Raw genomic sequence first — 23,553 nt, forward strand, 5'->3', positions numbered from 1 at the left:
CAGATCGGGCATCTTATCCAATTGAAAAAGGCTAAAACAGGGACATACAGTGTTGCCTCTCTATAGAATTATACGCGCTTTATAATTTCGCTAAAACTTCCAGAATTTTTCTCAGTAAAACCACAGAAATGTGTTTGTGAAATCTTCAGCATAATTACCGCGATCGTGCGGCAATAAATTACTGTACTTCAGGGCAAACTAGATCTTAAGTTCAATGCAAACTAGGAAAAACCTTGTCGTTACAAACCTTTCTAATTAAACTTTTAGCGCTAAAACGATTTCAAGATCGAGGGTTTACTATAGTTCTCGCTCTCAGTATGAGTTTGATCGTGATGGCAATTGCTACTACCTTAATTTTCCGTGCTTCTCGTAACGAAGCGATCGCTTCTACCCGCACTCAGACTGGTGATAGTTTAGCTGTTGCTGAAGGAGGTATTGCTAGAATTCTAGCTCTCATGACTAAACCAGAAAACGCAGTTTTACTAACTCGAAATTACGATCCAATCGACCCAAAAACGGGAAAAAATTATCTAGGAGCCGACGGTATTCCTAAAACGAGCGACGACACCACAATTACTATTAATGAATGGACAACTCCGATTACTTTTCCTTGTCTACCGTCAATATCTCCTAATGTAACTGCACTAACCAGTTCTAATAGTATTGGCAACGGTCAATTTCAGTTGCTAGCATATCGTTACGATAGTTTGAAGCAAACAGGAACTTTCTTGATATCGGGTCAGAATGATAATTCTATCGCTTATCTTGCAGTCACAGTAGCAATTAATGTAACAATTCAAAATTTTCCTGGCGCTATTAGTACTCATACTACTTTCGATGCCGATCGCATTGAAATACAAGTACGTAGAATTGTAGGTAAGAATGCTAATATTTACTTCGATCCTATGACTGCTTTTGATAGTTCTAATCTGAATGGATATGCTATAAAAGGTGATGCAAATAGATCTCAGTATCTTACTGCGATCGGTTCGGCATCTGATACTACAGATACTAGTATTGATGGCACAATTTTCGCTTGTAAATTGCAACTCAGCTTTCCATTCACTGCACAAGGTACGGATTTAGGACAAATTACAGAGGCAAGCTTTCCAGTTGTTACACCCCCTGCAATACCTACACTCCTTCTAACTGGTAATAGCGGACAAATTACTCATTATCAAACTAATAAAATTGATATCACTGATAAAATAATTAATGTCGATACAACTGCTGGTCCAGTTTATCTTTATATAAAAGGTTCGTATTTAGATAAAGAAGGATTTCATTTGCGAGGAAATTCTAAAATTCGCAATATTCGTACTGATGGACAACTGCCCAGAGTTGGAGATTTACGAATTATTATTTTATACAGTGGTTCGGGAACGCCGCAGTCTGCCTATCTTTACAACACTGCTTGTATTCAAAATGCTTTTCTTTACAATCGGGATGCGGATTTCAAATTAGAAACTTCAGGCGACGGTTGTGAGAGTCCTGGGAATAGTAATTTTGATGGAGTTGTGTGGGCTGAAGATCTTCAAAACACTAATACTAGCAATACTGGCATTAATGTACCAGATGACGTTCTCAGTTTATCAGACTTAGCTAATAGCTTTAACCTATATACTATTAATAAAATTGGCTCGATTCAAAAGTGGCAGCGATATAAGTTATAAAGTTGTAAGGTTTAATTTTTTTTTACTTTGTTTTCGAGCCATTGCGATCGCCTCAATTTCACTCCTTCACTTCACCGTAGATTTACTGAGAATTCAGTACACAATATTTAGCAGAATTACCGTAATTTTACGCTAATAAGTCAGTACAACTCAGGGCAAGCTAGATTTAATTTTTAGTTTACCTAACAGAAAAAATATCGTTTGTATTTCACCAAAATAGGATTCCTATGAAGAAAATTGCTTCTTATATATAGTTAGTACAATAGCTCGTTAGCGATCGCATTATACTATTAATAAATGAGCTGCTATCTCAATTATAAAACATTAAAAATAACGCGCTCAATGCCTCTAAAAAAATTGCCACTACAAGATAAAGGATTTACTCTTTTTGAGGTATTAATATCCATACTTATAGTTAGTGTATTTCTTGCTGTAGCAATGCAAGCGCTTTTATTTGCGATTATTTTTAAAGTGCGCGCCGAACAACGTAACGAAGCAGTCACTTGGATTCAGAAGGATTTAGAATTCGTTAAGAATCAAGCTAAAGAATACGAAATTAATACTTTTCCTTATTCCAATAGATGTAATGCAACTACTTCTACTGACGGCTTTGCTGCGGGATTACTACATAGTATACTTGGCACTCCAATGTTACCACTTCCATCAGCACCATCTACCACAACATCTGTTGCTAAAACTTTAGCAGGAAAAAGTTTCATTCTGACTCGAACTGCTATTTATGATACTCCTACTTATGCTTATAAATTGCTTCAGCTAACTTATAATGTCACGCCAACAGATAGTAGTTCTCCTATTGCAACGCTTTCAACTGAGGTAATTCCCGATGCGTCGCTTAAATGTCCGTAAAAATAATCAAAACAAAGGCTTTTCTTTAATAGAAATATTAATAATAGTTGTCATTATTGGCATTCTAGCCGCGATCGCAGTTCCTAGCTTTGCTGGTTCTTTGGATCGGGTCAAATTGAATCAAGCGGTAGTTGAAGTCAGAGGAATTTTGCAAGAAGCCCAAAGACAAGCTATTCGTAAAAGTCAACCTTGCGATGTCATGTTGATGTTATCGACTACACCAGTACAAATTACTGCGAATTGTGGTGTTACAGGCGATCGCAATTTATCAAAGGGAGTTCAACTAATAACAAATATTAGTCAAATAACGGGTAATCCCATCAAAATTACTTTTGGCATTTTAGGCACAGCAGAATTTACAGTTATCACTTCTATAAACCCTCCTCCTCCAGTCGATCCGAGTGGAAAACTGATCTTTTCTGTTACTCGCAGCTCGATTCAAGATCAAAAATGTCTGGCTATATCCAATACTTTAGGATTGACAAGAGCTGGTGACTACACTGGTGATTCCACCACGGCAAATCACATTACTGACGACGGGATTTGTACTGCATCCTAACTAAGAGTTATATGAAAAAGTATTTTGCTCGAATCTATCGTCGATTTCATACTTCTCATTCTTCTAGAGGATTCACACTTGTAGAACTATTAATTGCAGTCTTAATTAGTACAATAGTAGTTGTAATTGCTAGCTTTGCTTTAGTCACAATTACATCTTTTGATAATAAAGCGGAAGCCAGAACCGAAAGGCAAATCGATCTCAATCGCGCTTTCGATTTCATGAGTCATGAAATTAGAATGGCAAGCAGAATTAATCGGCTTGAAACTAAAGTTGCAGATGGCTCTACTACAACTCTGGAAAAAATTGTAGAAGACGCTGGTATTAAAGCAAAGCTAGGTAGTTATGGCACACTAGTTTTATATTTAGAAATTCCGATTGATACTATTCCTGCTTCTTGTCCTGCCCCAACTGCTTCTTACACAGTTCCCCCCGATCGTCAAACAGGGTATGACAAAGTAGTTTACGATATTCGCCCTACAACTGGAAGTTGGTTAAGTCCGAGGGTCATTGCGCGATACGGACGCATACCCAACGCCGACGGTGCGATCGATCCTTGTAAAAACCCTGTTGCTAGCGATATTCTAGTTGACTCTATTTCCGAGACAGATATTAATCCTACCTGCGCCTCACCCGCTAAGTTTGGTGCTGGCGGTTTTTATGCTTGCGTTAACGGTAGCTTAGTGGATTTGTTCTTGCGTGGTGCAGCTAGTGGTATAGAAAATCAAGATGTCACGGGTAGGGCATTTTCTCGCCTCAGCAGCTACAGTACGGAACTCGCACCCGTGCTATCCGGTAGCAAGTCAGGAACAACCGAGATGAATTTGATTTGGACTTGGAGTGGTACGGGTAATCCAACTTACAAAGTCTATCGTACCGTGGATGGGGTAGCTACAGAAGTTTATAGTGGCTCTGTCTCTAGCTTAGATAGCAGCAGCCTCACTTCCAGCCTTCGCCCTACCTCTGGTAAACAGAACTGCTATACAGTTAGAGCAACTATCGGTTCGTATACCAGTGCGCCAAGCAATGCAAGGTGTGAAGTTTTCTAAGACACCAGGCGAATAGAATGCCAGATAATTTAGTTATTAAGTCGGTAGCAAGCCTGCGTAGAGAAATTGCTTTCGCAAGTCCTATGCGACCGACCTGTTTTACCATACAATTATCCCTTAATTAGAAAATTAAGAACTACAGAGATCGCGATCGCTGAAAAAGCGGGACAATTCAAAATTCTCTACACCCCACACCCTTTCTTCACTGATAACTGATAACTGGTCACTGTTTATGCGATCGCAATGGCAATGTTTGCTACAAAATTTGGGTGAATGGCAGGGTTCGTTTACACGATTCTCACCCCAAGCTGAGTTAATCGAAGATACGCCTACAGTCGTATCTCTAGCTGGATTAAACGATAATAAAACCATCTGTCAAATTGTCCGTTTCCTACCATCTAATCGTCCCGCCGAGGAAAAAGTATTTGAATACAGTTCTTTGGGTAAGGGCGTACTGTTTTTTGAAAATGGTGCGTTTTCTCAAGGTTCGATTCAACTCAGTCCGTTTGCAGAATTTGGCGCAGAACTTGGTTTAATTCATGGCGATCGCCGCTTGCGCTTAGTGCAACTTTTTACACCGAACGGAAAGTTAGATAAAATTACGCTGATTCGCGAATATCTTGCTGGTACGACAACTCCAGAACGTCCCCCTCTACAGGTTGATGACTTGGTAGGTAAGTGGCAAGGGGAAGCAGTCACAATTTATCCCGACTGGCGATCGCCCGATACTTATTCTACACAACTGCACGTCGAGCGCCTTGGTAGCGATCGCCTCGCACAACAGTTGACTATTTACTCCACGCCAGAAAACCCTTACCAAATTAGTTCCACGGGCAAAATTGCCGGATCGTTACTCTACTTCGAGAGGAATTCTCAAACCAATCCTCAAATGAGTCCCCAGATTAATCAAGTTATGCTATTACCAGATGGCGCTTCTGCCACCTGTCCTCAACAAGTGCAATTAAGACAAGCCTTTTTTCTCGAAGTGGGTTGGCTAGTACAGCCAAATCTACGGCAAAGACTGATAAGACGTTACAACGATAAGGGTGAATGGACTAGCCTTACTTTGGTTACTGAAAGAAAGTGAGTGGTGTAGGGTGTGGGGTGTGGGGTGTGGGGAGAATTCGGAATTAAATTCTCTCTCTGCTCCTCTGCTCCCTGCTCTCTGCTCCCTAATAACTGATGTGCGTAAATTTACTGAAAAATTTATTGATATCTATCTGCTTATAGTAGCGATCGCTTAGCGTTTATGGTAGAAATACGTAATATATCTGTTAAAATAATTACTAAATTTATGCCCGTACAAAGCTTTCGAGTCAGTAAATCGCAGAATCCTTGGGCTGAGAGTTCTAAGTTACTGGGAATAACATTGCTAATTGGATTTGGCATTCGGATCGCTGCGGAGCAGTGTTACTTAATCCCTTCTACTTCCATGAAGCCCACTTTACAGATTGACGATCGCCTCTTCGTAGACAAAATTAGCTACCACATCGGCAATCCTCAGCGAGGAGATATCATCGTGTTTACCCCTCCAGAAGCAGTGATTCAGGAAGAACATTCTCGCGATGCATATGTGAAGCGAGTTATTGGACTGCCAGGAGAGAAAGTAGAAGTGAAAAATGGGATTGTATATATCAACGATCGACCTTTAACAGAACATTACATTGCCGAGCCACCGGAATACATTTTAGCAGCAGCGATCGTGCCACCCAATTCTTACCTTGTGTTGGGAGATAATCGCAATCGCAGCTATGACAGCCATGCTTGGGGTTTTATCAGTCGCGATCGCATTATTGGTAAGGCAGCAGTGCGTTTTTGGCCTCCCTACCGTGTAGGTAGTTTGTACGCTGAAACCGCCAGCAGTAATTAGATAAAGTCTGCTTTCGGTTGAGTAGATAGATAATTCCCCTCAAATCGAGATCGAGAAATGAGGGGAATTTACAACCAACAACCAACAACTAACAACTAATAATTAAAACTCAAACGTTGTCCTCAACGTACCGACAACAATATCGCTATTGTCGCTATCGTGACCTGGAGCAGTTAGCCAAATTACGCCTGGTGCAACCGAGATATTATCAGTCAGTTGATATCGATATGAGGCTTCAACGTGCAACCCAGTATCGGGATCTCTTCTTCTTTCTACACCGTCGCCATCAGCAACAGTAAAACCACTCGTACCCGTTAGCTTAGGTTCCACCGCCACAATAATATTGAGTAGGTTTCCTTCCTTGCCCAAATCGGGAAAACTGAGGGACAGAGCATAGTTCCACACGTCAGCATCACCCAATCCAAGGACGATCGCCTTACTCAATCCTGCCCATCCACCAATTCTAATTCCAGGGGTGATGTCAAACTGTGCTTCTACACCGTAGTGATTGCCTACTACCGATCGCGTGCTGCCATCAGCATCTGTGACTTCTACCAGCGATCTGATACTACCTTGTTCTGTCGTATTTAAGGCTTCGTCATACGTATGAAGATAGGCAAAAGCAACCTTAAATCTATCAGTTCCGTACTCTAATCGCCCGAGAAAGCTATTACTACCGTTAAATAAACCGTTACCAGGGGAAGGATCTTCAGCATTACCAGCTTGATAGCCAAGTCCCAGTTTCAAAGCTTCAGTTATCGAGAATTCTGTAATTATCCCTGCATTCTGTCCCCCTGCGTTATAGATGGGGTTGAAGCTGAGATTACCAATTGCACCTACATTCGTGTCGGTAATCAGGTTATCGACAATATCAAAAACGTCGTCGTATTCTCCAGAGTTAGCTAGCAGCCAAACTTTCAGATTATCGCCAACTTGAAAACTGTAGTTGAGGTTATCTATGACAACATCGTTATCAGTACCCGTAGCATATGCTATCTGTCCTTCATTCGTAATGTTGCCTACATAGTCAAAGGCACTAAAGTTACCTGCTTGCAAGCGAACTTGCAGTTGATCTGTACCAGTAAAACTAGACAGGAAATTGAACCGCATTCTCGTTTGTAGGACTGTGTTATCGTCCACGTCATCGCCAAAAGTATCGCTAGCCGCCATAATGACTTGAGCGCTCAATTTGGTTGTGGTGGAAAATTGATTTGCTTCTAGTTCGGCGGTGGTTGCTTCTAAGGCATCGACTCGACCGCGCAAAGTTGCAAGTTCCGTACCGAACTCCTCTTGCAACCGTTGTAAAGTTGCCAAGTCTTCTTTGTTGACCATATCGGCAGAAGCGGTCGCAATCAGTTCGTTGACTCGATCTAAACAAGCGTTTAACCCTGCGGCAAATTCATAACGAGTTAAAGCGCGATTACCGCGATAAGTTCCATCGGGGTATCCCGCAATGCAACCATACCGTTCTACCAAAGATTGCAATGCCTGAAATGCCCAATCTGTAGGCTGCACGTCTGATAATTGGGAAACTGAAGTCACTTGAGCTAGCTGTGGCGATCGCTCTTTTGTCGTTAATGTCTCAACGCTGGTTGTTGAAGTCACGGGAGTCACTGAACTTATATCTCCCGCGATCGCTGAGTTCAAATATAAAGAATTGGCAGCAATAACCGCTAGAGAAACGAAAAATGAATCTCTAAAAAGTTGTTTCATTAGTATATACCTCACACCTTTTTACATAATTACCGAGAATGGTAAAGAAAAAAAGTTACATGGATTACGATATTTTCGCAAACTCAAAAAACTGCTTTAGTTAAGACAACAGTTGCTTATTTCGCTGAATTCTACAACTCTTTTGGTTGAACCTTTTGAACCCATTCCTAAGATAGATGTTAAAAAATCAGTCGAGAACATCTTTTGGTTTCGTCAATCGGCGAAGTGATTCTGTCTTTTTATGAGTGTTAAATGTTATCAAAAAATTACTTTTGTAAAAAATGACTTGAAGTAGCCAAGATAACAATATTTTGCACGCTACGACTGTATTATAAAATGCACAAAAGTATGGGTTTCAGTTGCGGTGTTAGCTAGAGCTATCGCCACGTTTTTTGTAGTCGCGTGCAGGGTATTATTAAGAGTAAAAAATTCCAGTCTGGTAACTGCCACCTTTGCCAAAGGTGAAGCTACAAAGCAGACGCGATCCTTTCACTTGCCATTCTTGCACCTGATAAGTTTCGGGCAACTGGTCCTACTTGCAATCCTGCCAAGCCACCCATCATATAAAATTCGCATCCCGACCAGCGCAAGCAGGGATCGAGGACGGGTAAGCCTCTAGCTATAGGTAGAGGAAAGGTATTGAGAATGTCTGACAGCAGAGGTTCAGCACTCACGTCAAGTTTCGTCCCTGTTGCGACCCAAATGCGATCGCATTCATTCTCTTTCCCATTATGGCAATGCACGAACCAACTATTCCCTTGCCATACTGCTTTGACGACTTGGCATTGTTCCTGAATCTGCAAGCGATCGCACCGCATGAGCCGCCGCAACTGTAGCATCATTGCTGGCGTGAGGGAACCCCCATTTCTAGCTTGTTGAATTAAATACCAACGCTTTTCCCAGTCCGGTTCTGCCCAAAAATCTTTGAGATATTTCGGTCCCAGCCACCCTGGTTCGGCATCAAATAATTTCTCTTGTAAGTTGCGCCTTGCCATCAACACGACTCTAGCACCACGGGCGATCGCGCCTACAGCCAAATGACCGCTAGTTAATCCACCACCAATAATTAATATGCGTTCTCCAGCTAAGTTCAATTTTCGCAAATCCACTTGTTGAGAGTGACATAACCGTTCTGGCGGATAAGGAGACTGAATTTGACTCATCCACTCAGGTATGTAAATTTGACTGCTACCCTTGGCAAATACTACTCTACGGGCAACAACCGTGCGATCGTCTGCCAGCCACAAGCGAAACCGAGGACGCAACCGATGCTGTAAGGGTTCGATCCGCAAAACCTTTGCTTTGAAAACTGGTGGCAAATCCAAACAGCGAATTAAATTGGTACAAAAATCTTGAAATAATTGCGTTCCTGGCAGATCGTAAGGGGCAAATAATTCCTGGGGACGACATGCGGCAAATTTCCGCAAGGCGTATGGGTTGGGATCGGGATGGTGGACGGCAGGAGAACGTAAATGAGGGATCTCAAAAGCCGCAAATTGTTGCTGCCACTGCTGCAACCACATTCCACTTGGATCGAAAACAGCAAACCCGTGCCGTAGCTTTTTCCGCTTTTGCAGCAAGTAAGCAATCAACGTGAGAGCGTGGGGACCAGCGCCAATGATGGCAATATCAGTATTGGAAGCTTCTGCAAGCATGACAATCGTGCTAGACAGTACTTTAAAATGATAATCATTCTCGTACATGCTAACACCAAAAATCAAAAGTCAAAAGTCAAAAGTCAAAACTGAGCAGACAGGAGATCGCAGAGAGCAGAGGAGAAATTACTGATAACTGATAACTGAGAGTAAATTGGTAGGATGCTTTATCTATCTGCCTATGATTCCTGCCAAAAGAGTTTATTTGTTGCTGTTATTGGGAATAGTAGTTGCACCCCTATTAGCTACAATTTGGAACGTGCCGCGCAGTATCCTGGTGATGCTGCTGTTTGATGCTGTTATCTTAGGGATGACGATCGCCGATAGCCTAATGGTACGCCGTCATCGCGTCCAAATTGAGCGATCTCTGCCTGCTAGACTCTCCATCGGACGGGATAATCCGGTGGTTTTGACAGCGCGATCGCTTAAAAAATCAGCTCAAATTCAAATTTGCGATTATTACCCGATGCAGTTTGCTGTTTCTGCAACTACGCTGACTGCTTCTCTTGCACCTAACAGCACGACAGAATTAACTTATACAATTCACCCCAACCAACGGGGAGAATTTGGCTGGGGAGATCTGCAAGTGAGACAATTGGGTGCTTGGGGATTAGGTTGGGATAACTGGAAAATCGTCCACAATCAGAAAGTTAAGGTTTATCCTGACTTGGTAGGGTTGCGATCGCTCTCCATTCGTCTAACGCTGCAATCGGCTGGTTCGATCCGCAAGCTGCGCCAACGGGGAATCGGAACGGAATTTGCCGAACTTAAAGATTATGGTACGGGTGACGATATGCGGTTGATTGACTGGAAAGCTACGGCACGTCGCAACCGTCCTTTGGTGCGAGTTTTGGAGCCAGAACACGAACAAACCCTGATTATTCTATTGGATAGAGGACGCTTGATGACGGCTCAAGTATCAGGGTTAAAGCGGTTTGATTGGGGTTTAAACGCAACTTTGGCTTTAGCACTAGCGGGAATTCATCGCGGCGATCGCGTGGGTGTGGGAGTATTTGATAAACAAATGCAGACTTGGATACCACCAGCACGAGGGCAACATCAACTAAACCAGCTGGTCGATCGCCTGACACCAATTCAACCCGTATTACTCGAATCTGACTATATTGGTGCTGTCACGAGTATTATCAAACAACAAGCTCGCAGAGCCTTGGTCGTATTAATTACAGATATTGTTGATATCACCGCTTCTGCCGAATTATTAGCCGCATTAGGCAGACTGACACCCCGTTATTTGCCTTTTTGCGTTATGTTACGCGATCGCCAAGTGGATCGATTGGCTCATACTTCTACGAATGAAGTGAATCCAACTTATGCCCGTGCTGTGGCTTTAGATTTATTATCTCAGCGTCAAGTTGCCTTTGCTGGGTTGAAACAAAAAGGAGTTTTGGTATTAGATGCACCAGCCGATTTGATTTCGGAACAGTTGGTAGATCGGTATTTGCAGCTCAAGGCAAGGAATCAGTTGTAATTGGTAGTTGGTAGTTGGTAGTTGGTAGTTGGTAGTTGGTAAGGATAAAGCAGCTTAGTTATGGCACATTTTTTGACTTTTAACTTTTGACTTGTCGTAGAATACTCGCATTTGAGCGGAACGTAAGATATATCAAACAGCGATCGCCAATGGGTATGGCAGCGACAATATTACAGGTTTGGCTCAACTATTCATCTAATTGTTTCAGCCAAATTGTGATGTCCTAATCTCGCGGCAACAATTGCCGCAATTTTTGTGGTAAAGAGCGATCGCAGAAATGCTCGATGGCTCTACTATGACGTTGGTATAAAACGCCCAAATAGATAATAGATATTCCCAAAATAGTGAGGGCAAATGGAAATAAAAGGGCATCTTTAAACACTGTGTAAGCAAGGTGACTCAAATATCCAAACACACCCATCGCACCAAAAACCATAAAAACTTTGCGTTTCAATAATACCGATAACGAAATTAATCCCAAATTAATTAAACAATAAATAAATTTTTGCCATTCACTACTATCTCTCATTAAAGTCATACCAAACCAGAAGGCAAGTAAGCCAAATAGATACAGCCAAAAAGCAAAATCTCCATTTCGTCTGCGCGTGCGAAGATCGACTAAATACGCAACGATAATACACGCAATCCCAAACCATAGAGAAACCAAAAGTCTTTGTTCCCAGGTAAAATCATTTTTACCAAATAGCAATGGCGTTAAATCCATTGACATAAAATATAGTGAAAAAGCAATAGGCGCAGTCAAAAATGGAAATCGGACAAACTTGAGTGCAATTAAACCTGCAATGATGGTTCCCAATTCCATCAAAAACCAACTGCCTTTAATCCAAATATAGTAATCTCGATATACACCTGGATCGCCTTGAATCCAAAATCCCGTCCATCTTTGTAGTCCGTAAATTGCTAGAGGAGTCATGCAAACTGCGATCGCAAATAGCAATCCCCCAGGAATTTTCATGTTTTGGCGAAAGTATAAAGTTTTGCCTGCCATAACGAAGCAAAATGCATAAATACTAGCTAATAGAAACATTCCACCGCCACCAAACGACTCCCATGCTAAATTCATAAACCAACTCATGGCAGAGATGACAACCAAAGCCCCAAAATAGAAAGCTACGTTGGCAAAATTAAATTGGGGGCGATAGTCGCTCCGGTGAGATAATGCTTGCCATAGCGCGTCTGCTTGCGCCTCAGTAATTAAGCCTTGGGAAGCTGCCCAAGACAAATCGTCTTTGTAAATTTTCATACTCGAAACTATAGGAGGTTTAACTCCATCATGGGAGTCAGTTTCGAGAAGATATACGGTTGTTGTGCCACTATTACATGTGCTTATTTTTACATATATTTTTGCAGGATACGTCATTTAACGTATCCTTAGCTCAACCCTGGAAATAATGGTGCTTCTTCCCTGTGATATTTTGCTAAATAATCTTTAAAAGACGTGCCACCAGTCCCGACTTCTACCCCAACAATTTTAAGTTGTTGAATTGCCAAGCCTAGATGTCCTTGATGAAATTGAGTTTGGCATTTATCGTAGGCTTGCATAAAGTTGAGAACTGCATCGGCATCAGGATAAGTGCGTAAATCGGCAACTTTCTCAGCTTGCGTGTTGCCTACAGCACGACCGACTAGTAAATCGTAATAATATGCTAAATTATGTTTTCTATACTGCTCGAACCATTGAGTAATGCGATCGCCATATTTGCGATCGAATTCAGTCTCGGCAATATGTAACCTACCTTCAGAGTCTTTAGTCCCACCTACCCAATATTTTCTCACTCCGCTCATAATTTCTAAATGCCGAAATTGAACTGATTGAAAGCCACTTGTAGGACCAATGCTAGTCCGAAATTCGGCAAATGCTCGCATAGTGTTGAGAATCGGCATGGTAGTATTAACAACCTCATACAGTCGTAATACTCTTTGAAAGAAATAACACGCTTCGCTAGTAGCACTAATAACTGAATCCGTATCTAATGCCTTTGATAAAGCATCTAACACCCGTTCCATGTCAATAATCATTTGATGGAAAGCAAGTTCGCAGATTTGATGTATGGAAATAAACAAATCTTCATCTTTTGAAGCGGTTAGAGTTTTTTTACAACTAATTAGCGCCTCAATATTGTGATAATTCCAATAATGATTTTTGCTGACATCCAAATTAGGATCGAGGGGAGGTAGAGGTTGATAAGATTCAGACATAGTAGTACAAACGTTACACGTAACGCCTATACATTATATTGACAAGAATTGCGATCGCACGATAGGAATTGTGGAGCGATCGCCAAATCCTCCATTTGGAGGTCAACAAATGTTGACTTATGGTAGTAAGCTGAAAAATATAGACTGTTAGTATTACGGTCACAGCCAAAGTGGTCATACCCAAAGTTAAATGAATGCTGCTTTGAGAGGTTAATAGTATGGATAGATTGCAGCAATTGCTTCGGAACTCGTTCATTCGCGTAGAAGGATTACTGTATCAAATATTTGGATTTCTCCGCAAAATCTGGGGTTTCTTTTATCAACGCTTACTTATTTGGCTGCAAGTGCTAGGATTCTCAAACTCTAGTTATTACGTTGAATCCGAGCGCCAAAATCATATAGAATCGGCAGAAGATCGGCAAATAACTGAAATCAAATCAGAAAAAATCGAACCCAGCTTCACCCCTAATCGTCGTCGTCCCGATCCGCAGATGGAATATTACCGCAAACTGGCTGGGCAAGTAAATCAAAAACAAAAATAGGAATTAGGGGTTAGTGAAAGGAAAAGGAAGACAAGGAAGACAAGGAAGACAAGTCAGAAGCCAGAAGTCAGAAGCGATTCACGCACCACTCACCACACCCTACACCCTTACCACTAGTCACTTGATAACTGATAACTGAGATATGCCAGAAGTCCGGTTCGATAAGTACTATCGCTATGCAGGCTTGACCGAGATTGTAGGCGCATACGCCCGAGAATTTCCGCACCTGGTACGCCTGCAAAGCATTGGTAAAAGCTACGAAGGCAGAGACATTTGGCTATTAACAGTTACCAATTTCGCGACGGGTGACGATCCAGATAAGCCGGCTTTGTGGGTAGATGGTAATATCCATGCCACCGAACTCGCGCCTTCAAGTGCCTGCCTGTATTTACTGCAAACGTTGGTGACTGGCTACGGCACTCAACCTGAGATCGCCCGTTGCTTGGACACTCGCGTATTTTATATCTGTCCTCGCGTCAACCCTGATGGTGCTGAGTTGGCTTTGGCAAACAAACCAAAGTTTATCCGCTCTAGCACTCGTCCTTATCCTCACCAGGGAGATCGAGAAGATGGGCTAGTGATGACAGATATGGACGGAGATGGGCGAATTCTACAAATGAGAATACCAGATCTGAATGGTGCTTGGAAAGTTTGCCCAACTGAACCGCGTTTATTAATTCCACGGGAACCGACAGAAACGGGCGGACAATATTACCGCATCCTCCCAGAGGGAGAAATTGAAAACTACAACGGCATCCAGATTGACATTCCACCACCGAAAGAAGGACTCGACTTAAACCGCAATTTCCCTAGTGGATGGCGACAAGAACAAGAGCAAATGGGAGCTGGACCCTATCCTGCCTCAGAAGCAGAAGTGCGATCGCTAGTTGATTTTATTACCAGTCATCCTAATATTACAGGGGCGATCGCCTTTCATACTTTTAGTGGTGTTATCCTGCGCCCGTACAGTCATCAAAGCGATGACGAGTTACCTACTAAAGATTTGCGCGTTTATCAACGCATCGGCAACAAAGCCACAGAAATCACTCAATATCCTGCTGTCTCAGTCTTTCACGAATTTCGCTACGATCCCAAAGACTTTATTACAGGTGCATTTGACGATTGGGCTTACGAACATCAAGGAGTATTTGCCTGGACGGTAGAAATTTGGAGTCCGCAGCGTCAAGCTGGAATTAAAGATTATAAATTCATTGACTGGTATAGGGAACACCCCTTTGAAGATGACTTAACCATGCTGCGTTGGAACGATGAAGTTTTAGGTGGTAAAGGTTACATCGATTGGTATCCCTTCGAGCATCCTCAACTCGGTGAAGTCGAACTAGGAGGCTGGGATGCAATGTATGCCTGGTCAAATCCTCCCCCTCAGTTTTTGGAAAAAGAGCTTGCGCGTTTTCCTGAGTGGTTGGTATGGCACTTGTTAATCTCACCTCGGTTGGAAATTTATGAGGCGAGTCTCAATCACTTAGGGGGTTCAAACTATCGCATTCGCTTTGCAGTTCAAAATACAGGTTGGCTACCTACCTACGTTACCGAAAGAGCAATGGATAAAAAACTGGTACGGGGTTGTCTGTGTGAAATCGAGCTACCAGAAGGGGCAAAATTGGTAACGGGTAAATTGCGAGAAGATGTAGGACAACTCGAAGGACGCGCCTACCAGCCTTCTGCACCCCTGAGAAGACAAGCCGATTCTACAAGCGATCGCGCTTTAGTTGAATGGGTAGTATACGCGCCTGACGATGGTACGGTATTCAAATTAACTGCTCGTCACGATCGCGCCGGAGTTGTCCATACTCAGTTATCAGTTATCAGTTAATAGTTGTTAGTCGTTAACTACGATACTTTAATTATTTTTGATGCCGATCGCGGTATCCAACCTAATGTTGGGTTCTGGGTTCCTCAGCCCTCAGCCCGACTTCCGCATCCCCGAACGAATCAGTCCAGGCTTTGATGATTTTCCCGATCTAGAACTAGAGGCAGTTTATGCTGCTGGACCAGATATTGGTGCTGGGACAATTCAGCGAGTCCGTAATATCGATATTGCTCCTACGATCCTGCGAATTTTGGGCGTGCAACCAGCGCCCACTGTGGAAGGCGATCCGGTCAATCTAGGTCGGGCATAAAGTCTTAACCGAACGGCAGAATGACCTCAGTTGAAAATTGCGATCGCTCCAGACTTGGTAGAACATTAAGAATACCTTAAGAATAAAAATAAATGCCAGAAATATGCTGCTATGCTTATTCGCTAATTATTCAGCAGTAGATCGTTCTGAAACTTAATCCTAGACAGAATTCTGTCAATTTGAATACAAAAATTAGCTGAATAACGACCTAACAGAGGAAAGCCAATGCAAGATAGCGTTTCCCTAGTGGATGGCATATTTATCGGTTACATATTTGCCAATTGCATATTTCTCGATCGCTCGCAGCTAATTTACTTATATTCGCAAAATTCACTCAAAACTTGAAAGTTATAAGTAAGTGTGATGTATCGATTTACCCAAGTGCGATCGCAACTTTGACGACAGTTAACCACAGTTTAGATCGCTAAAATTCTGAATGTTTTTGCCTTTTACTTAATCCATGAGGAGTTATTATGTCTAGACGTATGTGCTGGTTATCTCAAGCCCAAGAGGGAGAAAAAATCTTACACTTACAACTCTCGCCCGACGAGCCTTGGAAGCCATATACTGCTTTTCGCCAATTCGCCGTACCAGACTATCCGATTCCAGGTGGTTCTAAGGGTTGGGCAACCTACCAAAAGTTATTAAAAGCAGGTTGGACTTTAGTGCATAGCTCCCGCGCTCAAGAATTTACCGTTAAGGATGCCCGTGTCGTCAACAACTCATAACTCCTAAAAGGATTTTGTCAGAGGAGTTAGGAGCCATTCTATCTTCTATCTCCTGTCTCCTTTCGTAAAACTACACGTTAAACCGGAACAGCATCACGTCCCCTTCCTTGACGATGTATTCTTTTCCTTCACTACGGACTAAGCCCTTCTCTTTGGCTCCATTCATTGAGCCATTGGCTACTAGGTCGTCGTAAGCCACCGTTTCAGCGCGAATAAAACCGCGCTCAAAATCAGAGTGAATGACTCCAGCAGCTTGCGGTGCTACCATTCCTGCGGTAATTGTCCAAGCGCGAGTTTCTTTTGGACCTGTCGTAAAGTAGGTACGCAAACCGAGTAATTCGTAGGTAGCGCGAATTAAAGATTTTAACCCGCCTTCTTCTACGCCTAATGTGGCAAGAAATTCGGCTCGTTCTTCTTCTGGGATCTCGACTAATTCCGATTCCACTTGTGCTGAAACTATAACCACCTGTGCTTTATCTGAGGCTGCAAACTGCCTGACTTGTTCCACCCATTGGTTTCCAGTTGACAGATCGTCCTCCGATACATTTGCGGCATAAATGACTGGTTTAGCTGTGAGCAATCCCAACCCTTTAATTAAAACAGCTTCTTCATCAGTTAAACTCACTTGACGGGCTGGTTTACCTAGATTGAGAGCTTCTGTCAATTTATCTAACACGGTTAATTCTAGCTGAGCTTCTTTGCTGGTTCGAGCTAGCTTGCGGGCGCGATCGCTTCTACGTTCGATTTGAGCTAAATCTGCTAAACCCAGTTCTAAATTAATCACCTCAATGTCTCGCACCGGATCGACAGAACCAGCAACGTGAATGATATCATCATTCTCAAAACAACGCACGACATGAACGATCGCATCAACTTCGCGGATGTGGGAAAGAAATTGATTGCCTAGTCCTTCTCCTTGACTTGCACCTTTGACCAAACCCGCAATATCGACAAACTCAACCCGCGTAGGCACGATTTGCGCGGAGTTAGAAATTTCGGCAAGCACCTTTAGTCGTTCATCTGGTACGGCAACCACGCCCACATTTGGTTCAATCGTACAAAAAGGAAAATTAGCTGCCTCCGCTTTGGCATTGGCAACTAAAGCATTAAACAATGTAGATTTGCCGACATTAGGCAGTCCGACAATTCCGGCTCTGAGCATGGCTGTGTAACGATCGCTTATTCCTTTGTCAGGATAACAAAATCTCAGAGGGATATATGAAACTTAATTTCACAAAATTCACGGAGGTTTTTACTACAGGTGAATTCTATCCTGAAAAAACTATCTAGGTTAACGTTTGTGTTGCAGAATCAGACTTATATTTTACTTATTGCTGCTAGCTTGTGCTTATCAGTTATTGGCGCGATCGCTCCAGTCGCCAGAGCCGACATACGTGATTTTACGCTGCACAATGAAACCAGCGTCAATATTCAGGAACTACATATATCTAATTCTGGCGCTGACAAGTGGGGAGCAAATCTGTTAGATAAAGATGTCCTGCTTCCAGATGAATCGGCGGACATAGTTTTTGAAGACGACTCCGCCCCATGCCTTTACGACATCCGTGCTATTACTGATGACGGTCAAATAGACAAGCGCCAAGTTAATCTTTGCGAAACTGTTGATTTCTCACTCACGGAATAGCATTTGCTGCCTACACTGGTTCGGGAATTGGTTGGGGAATTGGTGCAGGTACGGGTTGGGGAATTGGTGCAGGTACGGGTTCGGGTACTGGACTCGGTACGGGTTGTGGTGCTGGCGATGGAATTGGCTGCGGTACTGGACTCGGTACGGGTTCCGGTGCTGGTGGGGGAGTTGGTTCTGGAGTCGGTTGAGGTAGGGGACTTGGTGTCGGATCGGGAATTTGTGGATCGGGAATATAAATCATAGATGGGTGAGAGTAAATACAGTACTCATCTAAGCTAAAAAGCGATCGCCACTTCTGACATCTCCCGAAATGCCTACACCTAGATACTGAAAAAACTAGGCAACTTACTTGTATGGCAGTCACAAAAATTGCCTAGTTATTCATTTTCCCTCAGACATTATTTAGCTCTCCATTTGTGGAAAATCAGAAAGATTATTCTCTATAAGTCGTGCTACCTACAGTTCGATCGGGGTCGCGATATGCTGTAGGTTCTTTTTTCTTTCTTCCTGCTAGTCCGAGTAAACCAGCTAGACCGAGTAAGCCAAGCCAACCCCAGTTACTATCATCATCGCGATCGTCTACGTCATCGTCAACAACTGTAGGTTGAGTCGTTGTTGTTCCAGAGTCTGGGGTGGTAGTGGTTTGTGCAGATACAGGTAGTGCTGTCAAGCTGAAGGCGAGAACTCCAGCACCAATTATTTTAGAAAGAGCAGCAATTTTCATGGTTAAGTTTTCTGGTTGAATTGTTATGCTGCCTACTAATCTATTCAGTAGCAATCTAAACTAAATCGCTCTTAAGCCAGAAAACTCATTTGTTGGTAGATCTAGCTAGAGAAATAGAAAAAACACTTTTCTTAATCAAATTTAACTTTTTGCTTGTAGTTAAATTAACTTCTAATTAGTAGTTTTTCATCGCCCTTTGTATCTCTCTTTGGTCTTGACGGCGCTTTAAATCTTCCCGCTTGTCATGGAGTTTTTTCCCTTTAGCCAGTCCAATACTAATTTTGACTAAGCCGCGTTTGAGATACAGTTTTAGCGGTACTAATGTCAAACCCTGTTGTTCTACCTTACCAATCAGCTTGCGAATTTCCTGCCGATGCAGTAGTAGTTTACGAGTGCGGCGAGGGTCGTGATTAAAATATTGACTGCTGTTAGTATAGGGTGAGATATGAACGTTAATTAGCCATGCCTCTCCGTTCCGAACGAGAGCATAGCCATCTTGTAGGTTGACTTTACCGGCGCGGATTGACTTGACTTCTGTACCCATGAGTTGCAGTCCTGCCTCATAGGTTTCGAGGATATCGTACAAAAAGCGGGCTTTGCGATTGTCGCTCAATACCTTATAACCGTCGTTGTCGCTCATTGAAGTTTTCTTGCAGTATTCTCGTGCTGCTCTAAAGTACTAAAGTAAGGGGAAAATAAATTATCGGCTATTTGCTAAAAGATTTACATCTACCTTGCTAAAAGTTAAGGTATGCTGGCTATTGCGAACTTATCACGTTTCTCGCTATCTTGCCATGCTAAATCGCTACTCTCGAAATTAGAAATACATCTCATTTTCTGAGGTAAAGACACAGAAGACAGAATTATTCCCACGGATGAACTGTTAGAGTTCAGTGAAGATGCCTTGTTTAAACTCTCTCCATAGATTATCTTGGGGACTTTAACCCGTCAAACAAACTTCTAACATCCCTGACTCCTATCTCCTACTGTAGCGATCGCGATGACTATTTTCTATCAAGAGTTGGAATTACTTGCATGGATATGTTTCGGTAGGATAAATAAATCCTCGGTTAATACTGTCAAAGTACAACCAGAAACTGCAAAATCTTTACTCAGTGTAGTAACTCCATATTATTCATGCCTCTGACTATTCTTGTTGTTGATGACGATCCTGGGACTCGTCTGGCTATCAGTGATTATCTTGAAATGGCTGGTTACTCAGTCATTACGGCTGCTGATGGGCAACAAGGCTTGGATATGGTCGAGACTTATCGCCCTCATTTGATGGTGACAGATATTGTGATGCCACGCATGAATGGCTATCAATTGGTACGGAGTGTCAGACAACACCCTTCATTTCGACTGCTGCCAGTCATTTTTTTAACAGAACGTAACAAAACTGAAGAGCGAATTCAAGGCTATCAGTCGGGAGCAGATCTTTACCTACCTAAACCGTTTGAGTTACAAGAACTAGGAGCGGCAATCCGCAATTTGTTGGAGCGATCGCAAATGATCCAATCAGAGTATCGCCTATCCCAGGAAGAAGGTTTGCGTCCCCAGACAACCGCAACGGCGATCGGTGAAAAACTCGATCTTCCCTTCCACCTCACCCAACGCGAGCAGGAGGTGTTAGTCATGCTCACTCACGGTCTTTCCAACGCTCAAATTGGCAGCCACCTCCACCTTAGTCCCCGCACGGTAGAAAAATACGTCAGCAATCTCCTGCGCAAAACAGAAACCAACAACCGAGCCGAACTCGTTGGTTATGCCATGAAGCATCGATTGGTTGAATAGTCATTTGTCATTTGTCATTTGTCGTTAGTTGATGGTTGACGGCTGGCGGTTGTTGGTTAACCGATCGCTGATAACTTTGTACAGACTTTACTTTGTAGAGACGTTACATGTAACGTCTCTACATTGACAACTGATAACTGTTCACCGTTCACTGTCGGCAATTTCCTGTTTGACGCGATCGAGCAGTCCGTTACAAGCATCAAGTAGGAGGTCAATCACCTGGTTAAAACCCTCTGCACCACCGTAGTAGGGGTCAGGCACTTCTTTTATGGTATGCGCGGTACAAAAGTCACACATCAAATGCACTTTATCGCGGTATTTGCCACTGAAATCTAGTGCCAGAATATCGTAATAATTTTCTCGATCCATTGCCAAAATCAAATCGAATTCCGCCAGATCGGATTTTTGTAACTGGCGCGCTCGACCGCATAACCGAATTTCCAGTCGATTAGCTGCTGCAAACGTCATGCGACGGTCTGGCGGACTGCCAACATGATAGCCACCCGTACCAGCGGAATCGCAAACGACGCGATCGCCCAACTGATGGCGATCGATCAAATGGTTCATAATATTTTCCGCCGCTGGAGAACGGCAGATATTGCCCAGGCAGACAAAAAGTAACTTATACATACTGATAATTTTTGACAATTGCTTTTTGTCTGTCATTTGTCATTTGTCATCAGTCATCGGTTATATACAAATGACGAATGACGAATGACGAATGACGAATTTACATTCCTGGCAATTCCAAACCACTAGTTAACTCTTCCATCCGTTCCCGCATGGTAGCAGTAGATTTGTTATAAGCATCTTTCATTGCTGCCAGTACGAGATCGGAGAGGACATCTGCACCTTCTTGCAATGCTTCTGGAGCCACTTCTACCCGTCGGGGTTCTTGGTTACCGCTGAGAGACACTTTGACCATACCTCCACCAGCTTCGCCCTGGATCTCCATCATCTCCAATTCTTCTTGGAGCTTTTTCGCACCTTCTTGCACCTGCTGCGCTTTCTTGAAGGCATCTGCGAGTTCCTTCATTTTGCCCAGACCAAAGCCAAATCCTTTTCCTTGTCCTTGTGTCATATGCTAGTTGAGTCGATTTAATCGAAGTTCCATTAAATTATAGATGCGCCGAGAATCGATAAAGGTCAAAGGTAATTTGCATTCACAATTCGCAATTCGCAATTAATGTTGACAGTTGACAGTTAACGGTTGTCTGTCAACTGTCAACCACCAAGATCCACTATCCATTTCTATACAGATTTTAAAATTCTCCAATTGTTTTCACTTCTGGCTCTAGCAGTAGCGACCAACGTTCTTCTACTTGATGCTGGACGTAACGAATTAGCTGCCAGATATCGTTAGCTTTTGCACCACCACAGTTGAGAATGAAGTTAGCATGGCGCTGTGCGACCTGAGCTGCGCCAATTTGATAGCCCTTCAAGCCTGACTGTTCGATCAACCAGCCAGCGGTGTAGGGTAGGGGGTTACGGAACACGCTACCACAGCTAGGTAGATGATAGGGTTGAGTACGCCGCCTTTGCTCTAGGTGTTCGGTGGTGGTTGCTAGCACTTGTTGTGGATCTGCGCCTGGTTGCAGCTGGAAGATAGCTTGAGTGACGAGACGCTGGCTGCCTTGTAAAATTGAGGTGCGATAGCTGTAACTTAGTTGGTCTGGAGTAAGGGTTTCTAGCTGCCCAGAGGGAGACAAAACTTGAGCGCTGACTAAAACATCGGCAATGCAGCTTTTGTGCGCTCCTGCATTCATCACCACAGCACCGCCGACACTACCAGGAATTCCAACAGCCCACTCCATCCCTTGCCAGCCTAATTCTGCCACTTGCCAAGCTACGCGAGGTAGAGGCTCCCCAGCAGCTACAGTCAACTGACCGGTTCCCAGATCGAAGCGGCTGTAGCGCAAATGACGAGTGCCAATGACCAAACCAGCCAGACCGCGATCGCTAACTAATAAATTAGAACCTGCTCCAATCAGCGTCACGGCTAATCCTTCTGCTTGCGACCACTCCAAACTAGCTTGCAATTCTGCTAGATTTTGAGGTGCTACATACCATTGGGCTGGTCCTCCAACCCGAAAGGATGTGAGACTAGCTAGTGGGACTTGAGATTTAATCGCGCATTTTGTTCCAGGCAAATATATTATCTGGCGATCGCCAGCAGTTTCTGGAATCGGAATTGGATTGGGGTGTTGGGAGGAGGTCATGGTGCGTGAAGAGAGGGTGTGGGGTGTAGGGTGTGGGGTATGGGGACAAGGAAGACAAGGGGGCAAGTCGCAAGTCGCAATGGACTAGTCACTAGTCACTAGTCACTGACAACTGATAACTGATAACTGTCAACCGTTAGCCTTGATTCTTTCAATTGCATTGGGAATAATTTGATTCAAGTTCCCTGCACCTAAAAATAAAGCTGTGTCTCCAGAACGCAAATTATCTACCAAAAACTCCTCGACAGCAGCAAGTGTAGGTAAATACGTGACTTGAGGATGATGGTTTGCAACTAGTGCTGCTAGTCTCTCGCCGTCAATCTGCCCTGAATTGGACTCGCCTGCGCTATAGATATCCGTGAGAACGACGGCATCGGCATGACTAAAGGATTTGGCGAAGTCTGACAAAAAAGTTAGAGTACGGCTGTAGCGGTGAGGCTGAAAAATCGCCACAACTCTAGTTTGGGGTTTAGCTTGCAACTTTGCAGCTGCCAGAGTTGCCTGGAGTTCGCTTGGGTGGTGGGCGTAGTCGTCGATGAATTGGATGTCATTAACAACACCACGCAATTCAAATCTACGCCTAGCGCCTTCAAAAGTGGTTAGACTATCGGCGATCGCCGCAAATTTTACTCCCAGCAGCCGACCGACAGCGATCGCGGCTA

General features: G+C 43.3%; 27 protein-coding genes. 15 read left to right on the forward strand and 12 right to left on the reverse strand.

The annotated features are described in order from the left end of the window. Window positions 1-317 precede the first annotated feature (317 nt). The 7 genes from ACRC32_RS03600 (at window position 318) to lepB (ending at window position 6,018) form a co-directional block, all read left to right on the forward strand. Window positions 318-1,673 carry a hypothetical protein gene (locus ACRC32_RS03600; protein WP_438552687.1) on the forward strand — a complete coding sequence of 452 codons (1,356 nt, stop codon included), beginning with the start codon at window positions 318-320 and terminating at the stop codon, window positions 1,671-1,673. A 342-nt stretch (window positions 1,674-2,015) separates the two neighbouring features. Continuing rightward, complete coding sequence (locus ACRC32_RS03605; protein ID WP_438552688.1) at window positions 2,016-2,540, forward strand: type IV pilus modification PilV family protein; 525 nt, start codon at window positions 2,016-2,018, stop codon at window positions 2,538-2,540. After that, window positions 2,518-3,099 (forward strand): pilus assembly FimT family protein, encoded by a 582-nt coding sequence (locus ACRC32_RS03610; RefSeq protein WP_438552689.1) that lies wholly within the window; start codon window positions 2,518-2,520, stop codon window positions 3,097-3,099. The genes ACRC32_RS03605 and ACRC32_RS03610 overlap by 23 nt, the downstream gene beginning before the upstream one ends. 11 nt (window positions 3,100-3,110) lie before the next feature. Continuing rightward, on the forward strand, window positions 3,111-4,148 hold the full coding sequence (locus ACRC32_RS03615) for a PulJ/GspJ family protein (protein ID WP_438552690.1): 1,038 nt from the start codon (window positions 3,111-3,113) through the stop codon (window positions 4,146-4,148). Between the two features lie 66 nt (window positions 4,149-4,214). Beyond that, window positions 4,215-4,364 carry a hypothetical protein gene (locus ACRC32_RS03620; RefSeq protein ID WP_438552691.1) on the forward strand — a complete coding sequence of 50 codons (150 nt, stop codon included), beginning with the start codon at window positions 4,215-4,217 and terminating at the stop codon, window positions 4,362-4,364. A 16-nt stretch (window positions 4,365-4,380) separates the two neighbouring features. Further along, window positions 4,381-5,235, forward strand: coding sequence for a DUF3598 family protein (locus ACRC32_RS03625; RefSeq protein WP_438552692.1), 855 nt, complete (start codon window positions 4,381-4,383; stop codon window positions 5,233-5,235). Window positions 5,236-5,442: 207 nt separating this feature from the next. Next, complete coding sequence (lepB, locus tag ACRC32_RS03630; RefSeq protein WP_438552710.1) at window positions 5,443-6,018, forward strand: signal peptidase I; 576 nt, start codon at window positions 5,443-5,445, stop codon at window positions 6,016-6,018. 102 nt (window positions 6,019-6,120) lie between these two features. Here the strand turns inward: lepB and ACRC32_RS03635 are convergent, their stop codons facing one another. After that, window positions 6,121-7,731: an iron uptake porin gene (locus ACRC32_RS03635; RefSeq protein WP_438552693.1), complete on the reverse strand. Its 1,611-nt coding sequence runs from the start codon at window positions 7,729-7,731 to the stop codon at window positions 6,121-6,123. A gap of 467 nt (window positions 7,732-8,198) precedes the next feature. Next, entirely contained in the window at window positions 8,199-9,386 is a 1,188-nt protein-coding gene (locus ACRC32_RS03640) for an FAD/NAD(P)-binding protein (RefSeq protein WP_438552711.1), read from the reverse strand. Window positions 9,387-9,567: 181 nt separating this feature from the next. On the opposite strand from ACRC32_RS03640, the gene ACRC32_RS03645 reads away from it, so the two are divergent. Continuing rightward, a complete protein-coding gene (locus tag ACRC32_RS03645; protein ID WP_438552694.1) occupies window positions 9,568-10,875 on the forward strand; it encodes a DUF58 domain-containing protein in 1,308 nt (435 codons plus the stop codon). A gap of 223 nt (window positions 10,876-11,098) precedes the next feature. On the opposite strand, the gene ACRC32_RS03650 is transcribed toward ACRC32_RS03645, so the two are convergent. After that, entirely contained in the window at window positions 11,099-12,139 is a 1,041-nt protein-coding gene (locus ACRC32_RS03650) for a DUF2157 domain-containing protein (protein ID WP_438552695.1), read from the reverse strand. 128 nt (window positions 12,140-12,267) lie between these two features. Beyond that, window positions 12,268-13,095 (reverse strand): tryptophan 2,3-dioxygenase family protein, encoded by an 828-nt coding sequence (locus ACRC32_RS03655; RefSeq protein WP_438552696.1) that lies wholly within the window; start codon window positions 13,093-13,095, stop codon window positions 12,268-12,270. A 218-nt stretch (window positions 13,096-13,313) separates the two neighbouring features. Here ACRC32_RS03655 and ACRC32_RS03660 point away from each other — a divergent pair, with 218 nt between their 5' ends. From ACRC32_RS03660 to ACRC32_RS03680, 5 genes are all read left to right on the forward strand, one after another. Beyond that, window positions 13,314-13,637, forward strand: a complete 324-nt coding sequence (locus ACRC32_RS03660) for a threonine dehydratase (RefSeq protein WP_438552697.1) — start codon at window positions 13,314-13,316, stop codon at window positions 13,635-13,637. A gap of 13 nt (window positions 13,638-13,650) precedes the next feature. Continuing rightward, window positions 13,651-13,776: a hypothetical protein gene (locus tag ACRC32_RS03665; RefSeq protein ID WP_438552698.1), complete on the forward strand. Its 126-nt coding sequence runs from the start codon at window positions 13,651-13,653 to the stop codon at window positions 13,774-13,776. Between the two features lie 3 nt (window positions 13,777-13,779). Then, window positions 13,780-15,471, forward strand: coding sequence for a M14 family metallopeptidase (locus ACRC32_RS03670; RefSeq protein WP_438552699.1), 1,692 nt, complete (start codon window positions 13,780-13,782; stop codon window positions 15,469-15,471). Window positions 15,472-15,508: 37 nt separating this feature from the next. Further along, window positions 15,509-15,778 (forward strand): hypothetical protein, encoded by a 270-nt coding sequence (locus ACRC32_RS03675; RefSeq protein WP_438552712.1) that lies wholly within the window; start codon window positions 15,509-15,511, stop codon window positions 15,776-15,778. 473 nt (window positions 15,779-16,251) lie between these two features. Beyond that, entirely contained in the window at window positions 16,252-16,506 is a 255-nt protein-coding gene (locus tag ACRC32_RS03680; RefSeq protein WP_438552700.1) for a hypothetical protein, read from the forward strand. Window positions 16,507-16,576: 70 nt separating this feature from the next. On the opposite strand, the gene ychF is transcribed toward ACRC32_RS03680, so the two are convergent. Next, complete coding sequence (ychF, locus tag ACRC32_RS03685) at window positions 16,577-17,668, reverse strand: redox-regulated ATPase YchF (RefSeq protein WP_438552701.1); 1,092 nt, start codon at window positions 17,666-17,668, stop codon at window positions 16,577-16,579. A 138-nt stretch (window positions 17,669-17,806) separates the two neighbouring features. On the opposite strand from ychF, the gene ACRC32_RS03690 reads away from it, so the two are divergent. After that, window positions 17,807-18,151 carry a hypothetical protein gene (locus ACRC32_RS03690; RefSeq protein WP_438552702.1) on the forward strand — a complete coding sequence of 115 codons (345 nt, stop codon included), beginning with the start codon at window positions 17,807-17,809 and terminating at the stop codon, window positions 18,149-18,151. Window positions 18,152-18,161: 10 nt separating this feature from the next. Here ACRC32_RS03690 and ACRC32_RS03695 read toward each other — a convergent pair whose 3' ends face one another. The 3 genes from ACRC32_RS03695 to smpB form a co-directional block, all read right to left on the reverse strand. Beyond that, on the reverse strand, window positions 18,162-18,518 hold the full coding sequence (locus ACRC32_RS03695; RefSeq protein ID WP_438552703.1) for a hypothetical protein: 357 nt from the start codon (window positions 18,516-18,518) through the stop codon (window positions 18,162-18,164). 69 nt (window positions 18,519-18,587) lie between these two features. Further along, window positions 18,588-18,878 (reverse strand): WGxxGxxG family protein, encoded by a 291-nt coding sequence (locus tag ACRC32_RS03700; RefSeq protein WP_438552704.1) that lies wholly within the window; start codon window positions 18,876-18,878, stop codon window positions 18,588-18,590. Window positions 18,879-19,053: 175 nt separating this feature from the next. After that, window positions 19,054-19,518, reverse strand: a complete 465-nt coding sequence (gene smpB, locus ACRC32_RS03705) for an SsrA-binding protein SmpB (RefSeq protein ID WP_438552705.1) — start codon at window positions 19,516-19,518, stop codon at window positions 19,054-19,056. Between the two features lie 497 nt (window positions 19,519-20,015). On the opposite strand from smpB, the gene ACRC32_RS03710 reads away from it, so the two are divergent. Beyond that, entirely contained in the window at window positions 20,016-20,672 is a 657-nt protein-coding gene (locus ACRC32_RS03710) for a response regulator transcription factor (protein WP_438552706.1), read from the forward strand. Between the two features lie 141 nt (window positions 20,673-20,813). On the opposite strand, the gene ACRC32_RS03715 is transcribed toward ACRC32_RS03710, so the two are convergent. The 4 genes from ACRC32_RS03715 to ACRC32_RS03730 form a co-directional block, all read right to left on the reverse strand. Continuing rightward, on the reverse strand, window positions 20,814-21,338 hold the full coding sequence (locus ACRC32_RS03715; RefSeq protein ID WP_438552707.1) for a low molecular weight protein-tyrosine-phosphatase: 525 nt from the start codon (window positions 21,336-21,338) through the stop codon (window positions 20,814-20,816). Window positions 21,339-21,402: 64 nt separating this feature from the next. After that, window positions 21,403-21,753, reverse strand: coding sequence for a YbaB/EbfC family nucleoid-associated protein (locus ACRC32_RS03720; RefSeq protein WP_015153618.1), 351 nt, complete (start codon window positions 21,751-21,753; stop codon window positions 21,403-21,405). Window positions 21,754-21,934: 181 nt separating this feature from the next. After that, window positions 21,935-22,891 (reverse strand): UDP-N-acetylmuramate dehydrogenase, encoded by a 957-nt coding sequence (gene murB, locus ACRC32_RS03725; RefSeq protein WP_438552708.1) that lies wholly within the window; start codon window positions 22,889-22,891, stop codon window positions 21,935-21,937. A gap of 129 nt (window positions 22,892-23,020) precedes the next feature. Further along, window positions 23,021-23,553 (reverse strand): glutamate ligase domain-containing protein (locus ACRC32_RS03730; RefSeq protein WP_438552709.1); only part of this gene is annotated, 533 nt, incomplete at its 5' end.

The organism is Chroococcidiopsis sp., from assembly GCF_051657925.1.
In the GTDB taxonomy this organism is placed as follows: Bacteria; Cyanobacteriota; Cyanobacteriia; order Cyanobacteriales; family Chroococcidiopsidaceae; genus Chroococcidiopsis.